This is a genomic window from Streptomyces sp. NPDC092952 (assembly GCF_044754785.1).
Classification (GTDB): domain Bacteria; phylum Actinomycetota; class Actinomycetes; order Streptomycetales; family Streptomycetaceae; genus Streptomyces.
Window position 1 is genome coordinate 147,408 of the sequence record NZ_JBIVPT010000011.1, and the last position, 15,455, is coordinate 162,862.

Here is a 15,455-nt window from a genome sequence, read left to right on the forward strand (position 1 = left end):
GACGGGACCGGCGGACGGAGGAGGCGGACGGCATGCAAGCGGCGGAGGACCGGCCCCTGTGTCTGGTGACCGGGGCGACCGGCTACATCGGCGGGCGGCTCGTGCCGGAGCTGCTCGCCGCCGGGTACCGGGTGCGCTGTCTGGCCCGCTCCCCCGGGAAGCTGCGCGACCATCCCTGGGCCGGGGAGGTGGAGGTGGTCCGGGGGGACGTCACCGATCCCGTCACGGCCGGGGCCGCGATGCGGGAGGTCGCCGTGGCCTACTACCTGGTCCACGCGCTCGGCACCGGGCGCGGTTTCGAGTCCACCGACCGTACGGGGGCCCGGGTGTTCGGCGAGCGGGCCGCCGCGGCCGGGGTGCGCCGGATCGTCTACCTCGGCGGGCTGACCCCGGCCGGGGTGCCCGAACGCGAGCTGTCCCCGCATCTGCGCTCCCGGGCCGAGGTCGGGCGCATCCTGCTGGGGAGCGGGGTGCCCACGACGGAGCTGCGGGCCGCCGTGATCATCGGCTCCGGCTCGGCCTCCTTCGAGATGCTGCGCTATCTGACCGAACGGCTCCCGGTGATGGTCACACCGAGCTGGGTCCGCACCCGCATCCAGCCCATCGCCGTCCGGGACGTGCTGCGCCTGCTGGTGAGCGCCGCCGACATGCCCGCCGACGTGAACCGCGCCTTCGACATCGGCGGGCCCGACGTGCTCACGTACCGGGACATGATGCTGCGTTACGCGGCGGTCGCCGGGCTGCCCCGGCGCGTGATCCTGCCGGTGCCGGTGCTCACCCCCGGCCTGTCCAGCCACTGGGTCGGCCTGGTCACCCCGGTACCCTCGTCCATCGCCCGCCCGCTGGCGGAGTCGCTGCGGTACGAGGTGGTGTGCCAGGAGAACGACATCACCCGCTACGCCCCCGACCCGCCCGGCCACCCCATCGGCTTCGACGAGGCGGTGCGGCTGGCCCTCAAGCGCGTACGCGACGCCGAGGTCGCCACCCGCTGGTCCTCCGCCTCGGTCCCCGGAGCCCCCAGCGACCCCCTGCCCACCGACCCCGACTGGGCGGGCGGAAGCCTCTACACCGACCGGCGGGAACGCCTGGTCGACGCCCCGCCGGAGGCCCTGTGGCGGGTCGTCGAGGGTATCGGCGGGGAGAACGGCTGGTACTCCTTCCCCCTGGCCTGGTCCGTCCGGGGCATCGCCGACCGGCTCGTGGGCGGTGTGGGCCTGCGCCGCGGCCGCCGGGACGCGCACCGGTTGCGGGTCGGCGACTCGGTCGACTTCTGGCGGGTGGAGGAGATCGAGCCCGGCCGGCTGCTGCGGCTGCGCGCCGAGATGCGGCTGCCCGGACTGGCCTGGCTGGAACTGTGTACCGACACCGACGAATCCGGCCGCACCCGCTACCGCCAGCGCGCCCTGTTCCACCCGCACGGCCTCCTGGGCCACGCCTACTGGTGGAGCGTCTCCCCCTTCCACGCCGTCGTCTTCGGCGGAATGGCCCGCAACATCGCCCGCACGGCCGAACGGGCCTGACGGCCGGGTGCCCGGTCAGTCGATCGGACCGCCCGAATTCCCGTCCGTTCCCGGTGGAGCATCAGGCGCCACAAAACACCCCGAAAGCCAGCCTTTCCGAATAAACTGAACTCCAGGAATTCCTCCGAAAAAACGGGGAATTAAATCGGCTTGCCATCAGCGAAACTCGTGGATACAGGGCTGCGGCGTAGCCCCGGGCTCATGGTCCGTCTTCTGCTCTAGACTGACAAACACCATCTCAGCGGCCCGCCGGGCTTCCGCTCCACTGCCGTGGAAGTCGTAGGACATGCCCCCACCCGCGCGAGCTACTTCGTGCTGCCTGGGGGCTTCTTCTTGCTGTTCCGTGAATCTGCGGCATCGCTGGCCGACCGCACCCGTCTCGAAGGCCGCCTCGCCGAACTCCTGAAGGAGAACTTCTTCCATAAGCACCGCCATCAGCCCCAGCCGTCGGAAGTGCGCTCCTGGGAACGCAGCATCCCGGCACTCACCAACGTACTGATCGAGGCCGGACTCGGCGAGATCGAGATGTTGTTGGAGTACGGGCTGCCGCTGACCAGCAAGCGCGCGGATGTGGTACTCGCCGGTGTACACCCCGCCACAGGGGATCCGTCGTACGTGGTCGTGGAACTCAAGCAGTGGAGCAACGCTTTCCCCGAAGAGGACGACCCATTGCGGTGCCGCATCGATGCGTACCCCGATCCGGTCCTCAATCCGATCGAACAGGTGCGGAGCTACTGCGACTACCTGATGTCATTCAACGGGGCTCTGGAGCACTTCCCCGATTCGGTCGCGGGCGTGGCGTATCTGCACAACGCCACCGAGTTCGGTGTCGCGGGGCTGCGCGCGGTTCCGGAAGACGGCCTGGGCCGCATGTTCACCGGTGATCAACGTGGTGCCTTCCTCGCCTACCTGCGTTCGAGGCTGGCCCCGAAGCCCGGGGGCGAAGCGGCCGACGCGCTGCTGCAGGGAAAGGTCCGGCCGTCAAGGCAACTGATGGCGGTTGCCGCCGAAGAGGTCCGCGATCGCGAGCAGTTCGTTCTGCTGGACGAGCAGCGGGTTGCCTACGAGACGGTCATGTCCGCCGTCAGAAAGGCCCGGCGGTCCAATCACAAGCAAGTGATCGTGGTGGCGGGCGGGCCCGGCTCCGGCAAGAGCGTGATCGCTCTGTCCCTGCTGGGCGATCTGTACCGGCGCGGGGTCCCCGCGCTGCACGCCACCGGATCGCAGTCGTTCACGAAGACCATGCGCAAGGTCGCGGGCGCTCGGAAGCCCGAGGTCCAACGGCTCTTCCGCTACTTCAACAGCTTCATGGAGGCCGAGCCCAACGACCTGGACGTGCTGGTCTGCGACGAGGCCCACAGGCTGCGCAAGACCTCCGCCAACCGGTACACCAGGGCCGCCCTGCGCACGGGGCGGCCCCAGGTGGCGGAACTGATGGACGCCGCCCGCGTGCCCGTCTTCCTGCTCGACCAGCACCAGGTGGTACGTCCCGGCGAGATGGGCACGGTGCAGGAGATCCGGGATGCCGCCGCCGGACAGGGGTTGGAGTGCACGGTGGTGGAACTCGACAGCCAGTTCCGTTGCGGCGGAAGCGACGCGTACCTGCGCTGGGTGACAAGCCTGCTGGGCCTGGAGGGCGAAGGCCCCTCCGTCTGGGAACCCGATGGCAAGGTGGAGCTGTTGACGACGGACAGCCCTCAGGAGCTCGAGGACTTCCTGATCGCTCAGCGCGCCCGGAACTACGGAGCCCGCATGTCCGCAGGCTACTGCTGGAAGTGGACGACAAAGATCACGCCAGGCATGAACGCGCTACCGCCGGATGTCACCATCGGGGATTGGGCCCGACCGTGGAACCTGTACGGAGACCGCTCCCTTCTCGGCGCGCCGTCCGCCTCGCTCTGGGCCACCGACCCGGCCGGGTTCGGCCAGATCGGATGCGTCTACACGGCGCAGGGCTTCGAGTACGACTGGTCGGGCGTGATCATGGGGCAGGACCTTGTCTGGCGGACCGACCACTGGGTCGTGGACCGCACAGCCTCCAAGGACCCCTCCTTCACCAGGGCCACACCGGACAGCGAAGTCGACAGACTGGTCCGCAACACCTACAAGGTGCTGCTGACACGAGGCATGATCGGAACGATCATCTACTCCACGGACCCCGAGACCCGTGAGAAACTTCGCTCCCTCGTCCCTGCAGCACACTGATTCCGTGGCCGGGTTAATATCGGCGTGCTGCGCACCTTCCCGGAGGGTACGGGCAGTGGTCTGTGCGTCTGCCCCAACCGGCAGCGAGTGACGGATGGTTGTGCCCGTCGTGTGGCGACACTCGACGCGAGCTGTGGATACCCGGTAGGGCGTCCCCCTTCCATTCCATATCTCACTGCTCTGGAGTGGCCATGACTACGGTCGAGTACAAGTCTGCGCGTCGTGACCGGATTCGCGAGATCCTGATCGACATCGCTGTGGGAGTCGTCTCCAACCTTGTGGTGACGGCTCTGGCAACGGTGGCAGGCCTGCTCTTCTGACGCAGGCAGGTGGCGGGCCCGGTGAGCCCGCCACGCACTCCTCGCCGCTCTCCTCAGAACAACCGGAGCTCCCCGCTCGACCTCCGCTTCTTCTTCCTTCGACCGCCCGAACCTCTGCTCGGCCGGGGCAGGTGCGGACTCCGGGCCTCCAGAGGCAATGTCTCCCAGGTGGGCCGCAAGTCGTGGAGCTCAACCTCTCCGACAAGTCCCTTGAGATAGGCCCGCGTTTCGGCGTCCGTGGAGTACAGCACCGTCGCGCGACTGGCCCGGGTCATCAGCACGTGATAGGCGTGACGGACGAGCCGTGCGAACTCCTCGTCGCTGACGCTGCTCGGTCGCACCTTCGGGTCGAACGATCCTGGCCGGTCGACCCGTTTGATCTTCGATCCCTCTTCTTCGCGCTCCTTGCCCCGACGGAAGACCCACTTGTCCCCACGGCGCACCATGTCCTCGCCCATGATCACACCGCACCAGTCCCACTCGAGCCCTTGAGCCGTGTACACGCAACCGATCTGCCCGAGACCGTTCTCGTCGGTCGACCAGGTCTTCGCCGGCGGTACCCGGCCCTCTTCGCACCGACTGTCGCTGTCCGCGTTCCACGGCCGGTGCCATGTGCCGATGCGGACATCAGGCTCCAGTCGCTTCTCCTTTCCGAGCGGCTTCGTCCAGGGCCAGCAGTAGCCTGCGACCATCCGCCCGGAGGCCCCTGCGAGCGCTTCGGTACGGATGGTCCGTTCAAGCTCCTCCGGTGTGTCCGCCACCTCGATGTGCATCAGCCCGTCAGGGCGCCATTCCTCGACAGGCTCATCCGAGACCCCGAGTACAGCTCGCACCCAGCGGATGTAGGCGTCGCTTCCTCCGCAGCGGAACTGCTCCCGAAGGTTGCTCGGGACAAGTCGGGCACCGTACCTCTTTGCCGCGTCCTCGATGAGCGCGACGGTCCCGACCTCGTTGGGACGGACGGACTGACCCTCATCCAGGAAGAAGACGGTGAGACGGGACGCATCGAGGAGCTCGTCCACCTGCGGACCGGTGCCCCAGTCCTCCGGCTTCCAGAAACGGTTCGTGGACCGGTCCCGAAGGCGGTGCGCCTCATCGCAGATCAGCACGTCCAGAGGTGGGTCCGGCGGTGTGACAAAGTTGCTGAAGTAGGTGAACGACTCCTTGAACTCCCGATCGCCGTATCCGACATGCTCCTGAAGCGCGCCGTTGAAGGCCCTGCTGCCACTGGCGTACTTGACGGTCCTTCCCTGCGCCTCCAGCTCCGCCTTGAGCTGGAGGCCGATCGCGCTCTTCCCCGTACCGGCTCCCCCCGTGATCAGAAAGACCACACGTCGGTCGTCCGGGACGAGAGCGGGGCGGGCCGGGTCAGGGAGCACCTTGCTGGCGGCTTCCAGAATCTGGTCGGCGACGCGCTTCTGCTCTCTTCGCAGGGTGAAGACCGTGTCCTCCCCACGGGACCGGATCATGGCGTCGAGCAAGGGCGTGTTGCGCAGGCCCATGCGCTGCATCATCCTCTCGGCCTCGGACCCCGCTCCATCCTCCGCGAAGTTCTTGCGGAGATCGAAAAGCAACTGGTCACGCCGGTCAGCCGTGTACACACGGGCATAGGCACCGGTCGGTGCGTCAAAGTCCACCAGAGGCCGCACCGAATCGTCCGTCGCATTGTGCAGGTACGCAAAGCCGCCGCACGTGAAGTCGATGTTCCCGAGGGGGCCGTGCTCGCTCGTGAACGCCTGGTAATACTCGCGCAACTGGATGGCCGGATGCTTCTTCTCCCCCATTCCCGGCACATGGACCATGTTCGCAGCGGCCCGCTCCACGCGGGTCACCGTGGACCAGCGCTTCAACTCGACCAGTTGCACGGATGGCCCGCCGGCGTCCGGATGCCGACCCACCAGTACGACATCGACGAGCCTGGGGGTGTCGGACCGACCGCCCTCATCGACCGTCACCGCGCATTCGACGATCATCTCCACGTTTCCGCGCCCTGCGGCAACCAGGTCATTCGCCAGACTGACCAGGCTCTCGGCCCACGCGGAACGCTCCGACAAGGAGGCGTCGGCTCCACGGAAGTGCCGCCACCGGGCGGCAAGGTGCGGCACCATCCGTCGACGAGCGTTCAGGGCGAGGAGATCCCGCGCCGACAGTTTCAGCAAAAGCATGGACACGAAGTGATTCCCCCGGGGCACGAGTGATTCGTGCGGGTGGGGGCATGTCCTGTTCGGAAGCCCGTCGGGCCGCAATCGGTTCCGGTGATCCTAGAGAATGGTCTCCTGCGGAAGTACACCGCCACTGCGGTGGCCCGGAACTGCTCATCGACCGGACACAGGCCTTTGGGCCGTTTGCCCGGTCGGGCCGGGCCGTCACACGGCTCCCGCCGTCGCCTCCTGCGGTGCCAGGGGGATCGGGGTGAACATGGGCGGTTCCTGGTCCGGGGTCAGGGCGGTGGGGCCGTAGAGCCAGTCGACGAACGTGTAGTCGTAGGTGTCGCGGGACCGCAGCAGGGCGTTGCGCTGTTCGCGCGGGGTGCCGTCGAGGTGCCACAGCTCGCCCCACGCGCGGGAGGTGGTCAGTACGCGGCGGCAGTGCTCCGGGCGGACCGCCTCGTAGGCGGCGAAGACGGTGTCCCAGTCGACCGTGCCGTCGGCGGAGCGGTTGCGGGCGACGTGCTCGCCCAGGACCCAGCCGTCCTCGATCGCCATGACCGCGCCCTGGGCGATGTACTGGAGCGGCGGGTGCGCGGAGTCGCCGAGCAGTGCGATCCGGCCGTGGACCCAGTTCATGACCGGGTCCCGGTCGAACATCCGCCACCACTTCTCCCGCCACATGAACGGCAGGCCGTCCTGGACGAAGTCGCAGGTCCCGACGAAGGCGGCGTCGAGTTCGTCGGGGGTGCCCCAGTCCTCCCGCCCGGCCAGTGCCTTGGGCGATTCGAAGACGGCGACCTGGTTGAGCAGCTCCCCGCCGCGCAGGCCATAGTGGACGAAGTGGCAGGCGGGGCCGACGTGCACCACGACCTCGCTGAGGTCGAGGGAGCGTACGCGCGGCTGGTCGGCGGGGACGGTGCCCCGGTAGGCGACGTACGCGGAGGAGACCGGCTCGTCGTCGACGAGCAGCTTGCGGGCGACGGAGTTCAGCCCGTCGGCCGCGATCACGACACCGGCCTCGTGCCGCTCGCCCGAGGCGAGGGTCGCGCGGGCGCCGCCGTCGGTGTTCTCGTACGAGACCACCTCCGCGTCGGTGACCAGCTCGACGCCCGCCCGTTCGCAGGCGCGCAGGAGCAGGCCGTGCAGGTCGCTGCGGTGGATGACGAGGTACGGGTAGCCGTAGCGCTTCTCCAGGTCCCGCAGGTCGAGCCGGGTCAGCTCGTCGCCGTCGACGGCGTCGCGCATGACCATGGCGTCCGGGACGACGCCGAGGCTCCTGGCCTCGGCGAGAAGGCCGTAGTCGTCGAGGATCCGGGTGCAATTGGGTGCGAGCTGGATGCCCGCGCCGACCTCGCCGAAGGCCGGGGCGCGCTCCAGCAGGCGGACGGCCAGGCCCTGGCGGGTCAGCGAGAGCGCGGCGCCGAGGCCGCCGAGGCCGCCGCCGACGACGATCACATCGGGTTCGGAGTGGGACATGGTTCGACTCCTCAGAGCCACGGGCCGAGCGCGGGGGCGTCGGCGAGCGAGTGCGGGCGGCCGGACAGCCAGGCGGCGATCTCCGGCAGCGGTCCTTCGGGCAGGCCGGCCAGTCCGCGCCGGTCGCGGATCTCGTCGGCCAGCGCGGTGAGGAAGCCGTCCGGCAGGTCGGTGAAGACGGTGCCGGTGGCGAGGTCGACGGCGTGGACGCAGACCTCCCGGGCCCGCATCCAGGGCAGTTCGGTGGCGGGGACGGTGCGGCCCTGGGCGGTGACGACCGGGTGCTGCCACTGCTCGTCGGCGAGGGCGTCGAGCCCCTCGGCGAGCCGTTGCGCGGAGGCGGTCAGCCAGGACCGCAGCTCGTCGGCGGAGAGGGACGGGCCCCTGGCGATGCCCTCGGCGCGGGCCTCGGCGGAGGCGTACATGGGCGTCTCCTCCCCGGTGGCCGCCCAGTGGACGAGGTTGCCCAGGGCGTCGGCGTTCGCGGCGACATGGGCGGCGAGGTGGCCCCGCGTCCAGCCGGGCAGGGCGCTGTCGGCCCGGAATCCGGCCTCGTCGAGGTCCGCGACGGCGCCGAGGACCAGCTCCGTGCCCGCGCGGGCCCAGGCGCGCGCGTCGGCCACGGTCCGTGCGGGGGCCGTCATGCCTCGACCACCTTGTTGGTGCAGGCGCCCAGGCCGGAGATCTCGGTGACGACGCTCTGGCCCGGCAGCAGGAAGACCTTCGGGTCGCGGGCGTTGCCCACCCCGGCGGGGGTGCCGGTGGCGATGATGTCGCCGGGGCGCAGTGTGATCACGGTGGAGATGTACTGGACCAGGAAGACCGGGTCGAACAGCAGGGTTCCGGTGTCGTCGTGCTGCATGGTCCGGCCGTCGACGGTCGTCCGTACCTCCAGCGAGGGGCGGACGCCGCCGACCTCGTCGGGGGTGACGACGTAGGGGCCGACCGGGGTGGAGGAGTCCCAGATCTTGCCCTGGGTCCACTCGATGGTGCGGAACTGCCAGTCGCGGGCCGAGATGTCGTTCATGACGGTGAAGCCGGCGATGGCGTCGGCGGCCTGCCGCTCGTCGGCGCGGCGTACCGTCCCGCCGATCACGAGGGCCAGTTCGACCTCCCAGTCGAGCGCGTCGGTCTCGGCCGGCTTGACGATGTCGTCACCGGCGCCGATCAGGGTGTCGGCGAACTTCGGGAAGAGGGTCGGGTGGGCGGGCAGTTCCCGGCCCATCTCCTTGATGTGGTTGGTGTAGTTGTGCCCCACGCAGATGATCTTGGAGGGGTTGGGGACGACCGGCGCGAAGTCGGCGCCCGCCACGGGGTACGTGGGGCCGGTCGCGGCGGCCGCGGCGGTCCGCCAGTCGGTCTCGGCGAGGAGTGCGCCCAGGTCGGGGTGGCCGAGGTCGACCAGGTGGTCGCCGTCGAGGCGGACCGCGCGGGTGCCGTCGGTGGTGCGGATGGTGGCGAGCTTCATGGTCAGGCGTCCTTCTGGGTGCGGTCGAGCTTGAGCGCCTCGAAGACGGGCGCGTCGGAGAAGCGGAAGAGGTCGAGGGAGCCCTCGTCGGAGTCGGTCGTACCGGCCTCGGACCTGGCGGTGAACGGTTCCCAGGACGGGACGGCGAACAGGTCGCCGCGGGTCACCGTCCAGGACTTCCCGCCGACGGTCACCACGCCGGAGCCGTCGAAGACCTGGTACACCGACGAGCCGGTCTCGCGCACCGGCGCGGTCTCGGCGCCGCGGGCGACGCGGTGGAACTCGGCGCGGAGCGTGGGCAGTACGTCGGATCCGTCATGCGGGTTGGTGTAGCGGACCGCGGCGTGGCCGGGCTCCACGGTGGCGCCGAACCCCTCGCGTTCCAGCAGGAGTTGGTCGCGCAGGGCGGCGTTGGTGTGTTCCCACTTGTACGAGAGCAGCGGGCTGCCCGGCGTGGTCGGGGCGGCCGCGAGCGGGCGCAGGCCGGGGTGGCCCCACAGGCGCTCGGAGCGTGACCGCTCAGGGGTGATCCGCTCGGCCTCGCCGATCACGTCGCGGCCGAACTCGAAGAACTGCGCCTCGGTGAGGTACTGGAAGGGGATGTCCAGGCCGTCGATCCAGGCCATCGGTTCGGTGGTCGCGTTGTGGTGGGCGTGCCAGTTCCAGCCGGCCTGCGGGAGGAAGTCGCCGCGGTTCATCGGCACCGGGTCGCCGCCGACGACCGTCCACACGCCCGAGCCCTCGACGACGAAGCGGAAGGCGTGCTGGGTGTGCCGGTGCTCGGGGGCGTCCTCGCCGGGCATGAGGTACTGGATCGCCGCCCACAGGGTCGGGGTGGCGAAGGGCCGGCCGCCGAGCGAGGGGTTGGCCAGCGCGATGGCCCGGCGTTCGCCGCCCCGGCCGACGGGGACCAGGTCCCCGGCCCGGGACGCCAGCTCCCGCAGCCGCTCCCAGCGCCACAGGTGCGGCACGGCGCGCGAACGCGGGTGGGACGGCATCAGGTCGCCGATCTCGGTCCACAGCGGGACGAGGAGTTCCTGTTCGAAGCCCCGGTAGAGCTCTTCGAGGGCCGGGGTGACCTCCGGCTGACCCTCTGCGGCGACAGCCTGGAGCCGGACCGGGGAACCCGTGGCGGTGTCTTGGGCGATGGAGATCTCAGTCACGGGCTCAGCCTGCGCGGCGTCTGGTGAGAGAACATGGAGATTCTGGAGAGCAGAATCAGAGGACCGTCATGGACAAACCGCTGAAGACACCGCCGCCCTATCCGATCGCCAGCGTGGACCACGCGCTGCGCGCCGCCGCAATCCTCCAGCTGGAGGGCGGGGCGACCGTCTCGCAGATCGCCGAACGGCTGGGCGTGGCCCGGTCCACCGCCCACCGGGTCCTGGCGATGCTGGTCTACCGGGACTTCGCGGTGCAGGACGAGGACCGCCTCTACCGGGCGGGGCCGGTGCTGGAGCTCGCCGCGCACTCCCAGTCGCTGGTCTCACGGCTGCGCACGGCTGCCATGCCCCATCTCCACCAGGTCGTGGACCTGCTCGGCGAGACCGCGAACCTGACGGTGCGCACCGGGGGCACGGTCCGGTTCATCGCCAGCGTCGAGTGCCGGCAGGCCCTGCGGGTCGGCTCCCGGGAGGGCATGGTGTTCCCGGCGCACCGCACCACGGCGGGGCTGCTCCTGCTCGCCGACCTCTCCGACGAGGAGCTGGACGAGGTGTACACGACCGGGCCGCAGCACGACCGTCCGGCGGACGGACCGGACCCGGCCCGGCTGCGTGCGGAGCTGAGACGGCTGCGGCGCAACGGGTTCGCGGTGAACCGGGAACGCTCCGAGCGGGGCCTGATCGCCGTCGGCGTGCCGGTCCGCGACCGGGAGGGCAGCGCGCTGGCCGGTCTGTCGGTGTCGATGCCCAGTGTGCGCTACGACCCCCATCGGCTTCCGTCCCTGGTCACGGCCCTGAACGCCACGGCGCGCGCCCTGGAGGAGGACCTCGCCGAGCATCGGTGACCGGGCGGGGGCGCGGCCCTCGGGCGGTCAGGCCCGCAGCCCCTCCGCGAACGACTCGCCGAGGGCCGCGACCGCGTCGGTCAGCAGTTCCATCGCGTCGGCCATCGAGCGGGACGGGTCCGCCTGCCAGGCGACGAAGGCCCCGTCGAAGCCCGCGATGGCGAAGTAGTCCAGCCGGTCGGCCACGGCCTGTGCGGTCTTTGCCCCGTACACGGCGAACGAGTCGGCGAGCATGCGGTTCATGTGCGCGCGGCCGTCCCACCGCACCCGGTCGAGGATCCGGTCGATCTCCGCGGCCTCCGCGGCCTCGCCCGCCTCGGCGTTCATCAGCAGGATCAGGTGCAGCCGCAGGAAATCCGGGTTGGCGAGAAACACCTCCCCGGTGCGCTGGAGGTACCACCCCAGCCGCTCCCGTACGCTCCCCTGGCGCGGCGGGTTCTCCTGCGCCCGGGCCATGCCCTGGAAGAAGGCGTGGGCACCGTGCTCCATCACCGCGGAGAGCAGCCCGGCCTTGGACCGGAAGTGGTGGTAGACCGCGCTCTTGGGGAGCCCCGATTCCCGGCTGAGCTCCGACAACGTGGTCGCCGCGTAGCCGCGCTCGGCCATCAGGCGGGACGCGACCTCGAGTATCTCTTCCCGGGAGCGCCGCCCTCTGCGGTTGCCGGTCATGTCGCGCCTGGGGTCCACGCGCTGAAGCATACCCGCGCTCGACCGGGTGGATTTTAGGTGTCCGGCGCCCGAACAGCGGCTGATTCTGCTCTGCGGAATCCGGCTTGCACCCTCTTGACCGGCTTTTTTCAGCCGTGTGACAGTCCCCACTATTGGACTGAACGACCGGTCCAAAACTTGGGACGACCGGCAAGGAGGCCGCCATGCCCCAGAACTTCGACGCGGACGTCGCCGTCATCGGCTACGGGCCCACGGGCGTCGTCGGTGCTCTGTCCCTCGCCCAGCAGGGCGCGCGAGTGATCGCCTTCGAACGGGACAAGGAGATCTACCCCCGGGCCCGGGCGGTCACGGTCAACGACTGGACCATGCGGATCTTCCAGAGCCTGGGCATCGGCGAGCGCATCGGAAAGGTCATCGACCCGCAGCGGGCGCTGCGCTGGGTGACGTACGACGGCCACGAGGTGATGCGCATCGAGCATCCGCCGTCGGCGCTCGGGGCGGGGCCCCGCTTCTACAACATCTACCAGCCGGTCATGGAGGCCGAGCTGCGCTCCTGCGCGCAGGAGCGCGGGGACTCGGTCCAGGTCCGCTACGGCGCCGAGGTGACCGGGATCGAGCAGGACGGCTCCGGGGTCACGGTCACCACCACCGACACGGCCACCGGCGAGGTCCACCGGTACCGGACCCGGTACGCGATCGCCGCGGACGGCGGGAGCAGCCCGGCCCGGCAGAGCCTGGGCATCCCGCTGGACGGCGACACCAACGAGATGACCTGGGTGGTCATCGACTGCCGGGTCAAGCGCTGGTGGCCCGACCGCGACTTCCTCACCTTCTGGACGGACGCGGAGCGGCCGGTCGTCGACATCGCGCTGTCGGCCGGCAACCACCGCTGGGAGATCCCGCTCAAGCCGCACGAGACCGAGGCCGACTTCCCGACCAGCGCCGAGGTGTGGCCCCTCCTCAAGGCGCTGGGGGTGAGCGAGGACGACGTCGAGATCCACCAGCACGCCTTCTACCGCCACCATGTGCGGTCGGCGCGGACCTGGCGCTCCGGCCGGGTCTTCCTGGCCGGTGACGCCGCGCACCTGATGCCGCCGTGGGCCGGGGCCGGGATGCAGACCGGGATGCGCGACGCGCACAACCTGGGCTGGAAGCTCGGCCGGGTGCTGGCCGGGGAGCTGGACGAGTCCTGGCTCGACACCTACGAGGCCGAGCGCCGCCCCAACGCCGACTTCTACACCGGGCTGGCCGTGCGGCTCGGCCGGGTGATCAGGCAGGAGGCGTCCGAGGAGGAGCAGGCCGCCCTCTCCGCGCCGCCGTCCGAGGCGCTCGTCACCCCCTTCGAGCCGCCGCTGACCGCGCCGCCGGTGCTGGCGGCCGGCTGGCTGCGCGGCCCGCTCGGCGACGCCAGCATCGTCGGCCGGATGGTGCCGCAGCCGGTGGTCGGCGACACCGTCGGCCGGATGGCCCGCCTGGACGAGCTGCTCGGCGACGCCTTCGTCCTGCTGGGCGACGACGTCGACCCCTCGACCCTGCTGACCGGGCCGGAGCGCGCCCAGTGGGACGCGCTCGGTGCCCGCTATCTCGCGGTCCGCCCGCAGAGCGCCTACACCCAGGGGCCCGACGAGCTCGTCGACCTGGAAGGCGTGCTCGGTCCGTGGCTGCGCCGGTACGGCGTACGCGCGGTGGCCCTGCGCCCCGACCGTTTCGTGGCGGCCGCCGACACCAGCGGCCTCGCCGTCCCCGCCTGACCGCCGTCCACCACCCTTCAGAAGGAGGAACCTCCCATGAGCGGAGTCAAGGAACTCGCCTACGTGGTCTACGAGGTCGGCGACCTCACCGACTGGGAACGCTTCGGGGTCGAGCTGCTCGGCATGCAGCTCGGCGAACGGGGCGAGGACTGGTTCGGCCTGCGTTTGGACGAGAAGGCGCACCGCTGGATCGTCACCCGGGGGCCGGCCGACGACCTGGCCGCCAGCGGGTACGAGGTCGAGGACGGCGGCGAACTCGACGCGCTGGTCGAGCGGTTGCGGGCGGCCGGCGTCCGGGTCGACGAGGGGGACGCGGCGCTCGCCGCGGCCCGCCGGGTGGACCGGATCTTCACCACCACCGACCCGATGGGCAACCGCGTCGAGCTGGTCACCGGCCTCGCCGACGCCGACACCCCGTTCGCCTCCGCGTCGCTGCTCGGCGACTTCGTCACCGGGCCCGGCGGCGCCGGACACCAGGTTCTGCTGGCCCGCGGGGTGAGCCGTGAGGAGTACCTGGGCTTCTACCAGGACCTGCTCGGCTTCCGGATCAGCGACATCATCGTCGAGGAGCTGGCCCCCGGTGTCGTCGCCGACCTGATCTTCCTGCACTGCAACGGCCGCCACCACAGTGTCGCGTTCGGCGACATGCCGTCCCCCAAGCGCACCCACCACTTCATGGTCGAGGTCACCGACATCCGGGACGTGGGCCTGGCCTACGACCGGTGCATGGACGCCAAGCAGCCGTTCGAGATGACGTTGGGGATGCACCCCAACGACCACATGTTCAGCTTCTACGTCCTCACCCCCTCCGGCTTCTCCGTCGAGTACGGCTGGGGCGGGCTCATCATCGACGACGCCACCTGGCAGGTGCGCACCCTGGACCGGCTGCACAGCTGGGGCCACCGCCCGCCGGGCGTGGTGGCCGAGCTGCTGGCCGCCGCGCCGTCCCCGCTGGACACCGAAGGAGGAGAGAGCTGATGGCACTCGACAAGGAACAGATCACCCGGACGGTCCGGACCCGCGACTGGACGCTGCGCTACTACGAGGCCGGCTCCGGCCACCCGCTGGTGCTGCTGCACGGCAGCGGCCCGGGGGCGACCGGCTGGAGCAACTTCAGCGGCAACATCGAGGCGCTCGCCGAGCACTTCCACGTGTACGCGGTCGACATGCCCGGCTGGGGCGAATCGGACGCGGCCACGGTCGAGCAGCTCGACCACGTCGACGCCGCGATCCAGTTCCTCGACGCGCTGGACATCCCCCGCGCCGCCTTCGTGGGGAACTCCATGGGCGGCCAGACCTCGCTCCGGCTGGCCACCGAGCACCCGGACCGGATCAGCCACCTGGTGACCATGGGCCCGCCGGTCGGGCGCATCCCCAACCTGTTCGCCGCCGGTGACGGCCCGTCCGAGGGGCTGAAGGTCCTCATCGAGGCGTACCGGGACGCGAGCCCGGAGAACATGCGCCGGCTCGTCGAGATCATGTGCTACGACAAGGCGCGCTTCGCGACCCCCGAGCTGTGCGAGGCCCGCTCCCGGGCGGCCCTCGCCCGCCCCGAGCACCTCTCCAACTACGTGGCGGGCCTCCCGAAGGGTGCTCCCCTGCCCCGCTGGGTGGACCCGGCCCGGCTGAGCGGCATCACGGTACCCACCCTGCTCATCCACGGCCGCGACGACCGGGTGGTCCCCTTCGAGAACTCCCTGTTCCTCCTGGCGAACATCCCGGACTCCCGCCTCGTCCTGCTCAACCGCTGCGGCCACTGGGCGATGATCGAGCACGCCGAGGAGTTCAACCGCCTGGTCATCGACTTCGTCCGGGGAAACCCCGTCGAGTCCTGACCGGCCGTCACGGCCCCGGGGGGCCCGACCGCCGGGCGCCGCCCGCCTTTCGC

13 protein-coding genes are annotated in these 15,455 nt (G+C 70.5%); 7 read left to right on the forward strand and 6 right to left on the reverse strand.

What is annotated here, in order from left to right:
* The first annotated feature begins 32 nt into the window (after positions 1-32).
* From ACIQGQ_RS24995 to ACIQGQ_RS25005, 3 genes are all read left to right on the forward strand, one after another.
* Positions 33-1,520, forward strand: coding sequence for an SDR family oxidoreductase (locus ACIQGQ_RS24995; protein ID WP_402399010.1), 1,488 nt, complete (start codon positions 33-35; stop codon positions 1,518-1,520).
* Between the two features lie 333 nt (positions 1,521-1,853).
* Positions 1,854-3,725, forward strand: a complete 1,872-nt coding sequence (locus ACIQGQ_RS25000) for a DNA/RNA helicase domain-containing protein (RefSeq protein WP_402399197.1) — start codon at positions 1,854-1,856, stop codon at positions 3,723-3,725.
* A gap of 191 nt (positions 3,726-3,916) precedes the next feature.
* A complete protein-coding gene (locus ACIQGQ_RS25005) occupies positions 3,917-4,045 on the forward strand; it encodes a DUF6408 family protein (RefSeq protein WP_402399012.1) in 129 nt (42 codons plus the stop codon).
* 53 nt (positions 4,046-4,098) lie between these two features.
* Here ACIQGQ_RS25005 and ACIQGQ_RS25010 read toward each other — a convergent pair whose 3' ends face one another.
* The 5 genes from ACIQGQ_RS25010 to ACIQGQ_RS25030 form a co-directional block, all read right to left on the reverse strand.
* Positions 4,099-6,210, reverse strand: coding sequence for a DUF2075 domain-containing protein (locus tag ACIQGQ_RS25010; RefSeq protein WP_402399200.1), 2,112 nt, complete (start codon positions 6,208-6,210; stop codon positions 4,099-4,101).
* Between the two features lie 201 nt (positions 6,211-6,411).
* Positions 6,412-7,650 (reverse strand): FAD-dependent monooxygenase, encoded by a 1,239-nt coding sequence (locus tag ACIQGQ_RS25015; RefSeq protein ID WP_402399202.1) that lies wholly within the window; start codon positions 7,648-7,650, stop codon positions 6,412-6,414.
* 32 nt (positions 7,651-7,682) lie between these two features.
* Positions 7,683-8,315, reverse strand: coding sequence for a maleylpyruvate isomerase family mycothiol-dependent enzyme (locus ACIQGQ_RS25020; RefSeq protein WP_402399014.1), 633 nt, complete (start codon positions 8,313-8,315; stop codon positions 7,683-7,685).
* Positions 8,312-9,139 carry a fumarylacetoacetate hydrolase family protein gene (locus tag ACIQGQ_RS25025; protein ID WP_402399015.1) on the reverse strand — a complete coding sequence of 276 codons (828 nt, stop codon included), beginning with the start codon at positions 9,137-9,139 and terminating at the stop codon, positions 8,312-8,314. Before ACIQGQ_RS25025 ends, ACIQGQ_RS25020 begins: the two co-directional genes overlap by 4 nt.
* A gap of 2 nt (positions 9,140-9,141) precedes the next feature.
* On the reverse strand, positions 9,142-10,302 hold the full coding sequence (locus ACIQGQ_RS25030; protein ID WP_402399017.1) for a cupin domain-containing protein: 1,161 nt from the start codon (positions 10,300-10,302) through the stop codon (positions 9,142-9,144).
* A gap of 68 nt (positions 10,303-10,370) precedes the next feature.
* On the opposite strand from ACIQGQ_RS25030, the gene ACIQGQ_RS25035 reads away from it, so the two are divergent.
* Positions 10,371-11,147 (forward strand): IclR family transcriptional regulator, encoded by a 777-nt coding sequence (locus ACIQGQ_RS25035; protein ID WP_402399019.1) that lies wholly within the window; start codon positions 10,371-10,373, stop codon positions 11,145-11,147.
* A 27-nt stretch (positions 11,148-11,174) separates the two neighbouring features.
* On the opposite strand, the gene ACIQGQ_RS25040 is transcribed toward ACIQGQ_RS25035, so the two are convergent.
* Complete coding sequence (locus ACIQGQ_RS25040) at positions 11,175-11,834, reverse strand: TetR/AcrR family transcriptional regulator (RefSeq protein WP_402399021.1); 660 nt, start codon at positions 11,832-11,834, stop codon at positions 11,175-11,177.
* A 185-nt stretch (positions 11,835-12,019) separates the two neighbouring features.
* Here ACIQGQ_RS25040 and ACIQGQ_RS25045 point away from each other — a divergent pair, with 185 nt between their 5' ends.
* Genes ACIQGQ_RS25045 through ACIQGQ_RS25055 form a run of 3 tightly spaced genes read left to right on the forward strand, consistent with a single transcriptional unit; the run spans position 12,020 to position 15,402 of the window.
* Positions 12,020-13,567, forward strand: coding sequence for a bifunctional 3-(3-hydroxy-phenyl)propionate/3-hydroxycinnamic acid hydroxylase (locus ACIQGQ_RS25045; RefSeq protein ID WP_402399023.1), 1,548 nt, complete (start codon positions 12,020-12,022; stop codon positions 13,565-13,567).
* A 36-nt stretch (positions 13,568-13,603) separates the two neighbouring features.
* Positions 13,604-14,545 (forward strand): VOC family protein, encoded by a 942-nt coding sequence (locus tag ACIQGQ_RS25050; RefSeq protein WP_402399024.1) that lies wholly within the window; start codon positions 13,604-13,606, stop codon positions 14,543-14,545.
* Positions 14,545-15,402 (forward strand): alpha/beta fold hydrolase, encoded by an 858-nt coding sequence (locus tag ACIQGQ_RS25055; protein WP_402399026.1) that lies wholly within the window; start codon positions 14,545-14,547, stop codon positions 15,400-15,402. The genes ACIQGQ_RS25050 and ACIQGQ_RS25055 overlap by 1 nt, the downstream gene beginning before the upstream one ends.
* Positions 15,403-15,455: the final 53 nt, after the last annotated feature.

Excerpts from the sequence above, each read along its gene's own strand:
- ACIQGQ_RS24995 (WP_402399010.1), top strand. The coding sequence starts at position 33 with ATGCAAGCGGCGGAGGACCGGCCCCTGTGTCTGGTGACCGGGGCGACC.
- ACIQGQ_RS25005 (WP_402399012.1), top strand. The coding sequence starts at position 3,917 with ATGACTACGGTCGAGTACAAGTCTGCGCGTCGTGACCGGATTCGCGAG.
- ACIQGQ_RS25010 (WP_402399200.1), bottom strand. The coding sequence starts at position 6,210 with ATGCTTTTGCTGAAACTGTCGGCGCGGGATCTCCTCGCCCTGAACGCT.
- ACIQGQ_RS25020 (WP_402399014.1), bottom strand. The coding sequence starts at position 8,315 with ATGACGGCCCCCGCACGGACCGTGGCCGACGCGCGCGCCTGGGCCCGC.
- ACIQGQ_RS25025 (WP_402399015.1), bottom strand. The coding sequence starts at position 9,139 with ATGAAGCTCGCCACCATCCGCACCACCGACGGCACCCGCGCGGTCCGC.
- ACIQGQ_RS25035 (WP_402399019.1), top strand. The coding sequence starts at position 10,371 with ATGGACAAACCGCTGAAGACACCGCCGCCCTATCCGATCGCCAGCGTG.
- ACIQGQ_RS25045 (WP_402399023.1), top strand. The coding sequence starts at position 12,020 with ATGCCCCAGAACTTCGACGCGGACGTCGCCGTCATCGGCTACGGGCCC.
- ACIQGQ_RS25050 (WP_402399024.1), top strand. The coding sequence starts at position 13,604 with ATGAGCGGAGTCAAGGAACTCGCCTACGTGGTCTACGAGGTCGGCGAC.
- ACIQGQ_RS25055 (WP_402399026.1), top strand. The coding sequence starts at position 14,545 with ATGGCACTCGACAAGGAACAGATCACCCGGACGGTCCGGACCCGCGAC.